Origin of the sequence: Methanobacterium veterum (assembly GCF_000745485.1) — an archaeon.
GTDB classification, from domain to species: Archaea; Methanobacteriota; Methanobacteria; order Methanobacteriales; family Methanobacteriaceae; genus Methanobacterium_D; species Methanobacterium_D veterum.
The window spans coordinates 1-1015 of sequence record NZ_JQJK01000004.1 but is presented as its reverse complement, the minus strand read 5'-3'; the positions used below and the strand labels follow the sequence as shown (position 1 = coordinate 1015).

The 1015-nt window shown below is 31.5% G+C and carries 1 protein-coding gene; it reads left to right on the top strand.

The genetic code is table 11. The features are described 5' to 3' along the window. Window positions 1-1015 (top strand): right-handed parallel beta-helix repeat-containing protein (locus EJ01_RS00025; protein ID WP_048192833.1); only part of this gene is annotated, 1015 nt, incomplete at both ends.

Below are 1015 nucleotides of genomic sequence, written 5' to 3'. Positions count from 1 at the left end.
GTAATTACAATACTATTCAAAATAACACTATAACAAATACAGGTTCTTATGGAATTGGATTAAATAATGCAGATAGTAACATATTCCAGAATAATATTATAATAAATAGTACTTCTCATGGGCTAAACATTCAAAATGGTTCAAATAATAATGTAATTAAGAGTAATGTTATAAAAAGTAGTAATTATGGAGTTTACCTTCTTAATTCTTCTGCTGCTATTACTTTCAATGAAATAGTTGGGAATAATGTATATGGATTGTATAATTCAGTGAATGGAACGGCAAACGCAATAAATAATTGGTGGGGTTCTAACAATCCAGTAGTATCAGCAACTAATGGAAGTGATATTTATAACAATGGGGGAACAGTAACCTACAACCCCTGGTTAATATTGAAAATAACTGCAAATCCTACAAGTACTAATGGTAACTCTACAATTACTGCAGATTTAGCTCATAACAACGCAGGTAGTGATACTTCTTCGCAAGGTAATGTTCCAGATGGTCTGCCCGTTAATTTCACGACAAACTTAGGTACTATTAGTAGTATTGTATATACGCGTAATGGGAAGGCTAGTGCAACATTTAGTCGTGGAACAGCCACAACAGGAACAGCAACTATCCATGTTTCTTTGGATGATCAAAATATTACAACTAGTGTTGCTATTGGTAATACTGTTGTAGATATTAACACTAATAAGACGTATTCTAGTATTCAATCTGCCATCAATGCCGCTTCACCATATGATACAATTCAAGTGGGTAGTGGAATTTACACTGAAAATATTGTAATTAATAAAACAGTTACATTGGTATCAGTTTCTGGAGGAAATGCAATAATTCAACCTTTGAATCAATTAAATCCTATTTTAACCCTTAATTGTAATAATATCACAGTTCAAGGTTTTAATATAATGGGGGCTACTAATTCTTCGGGAGTTTATTTAAATGGGGTTTTAAACTGTAATGTTGTTGGAAACAGTTTAAATGGTAATTATTATGGAGTTTATATTTA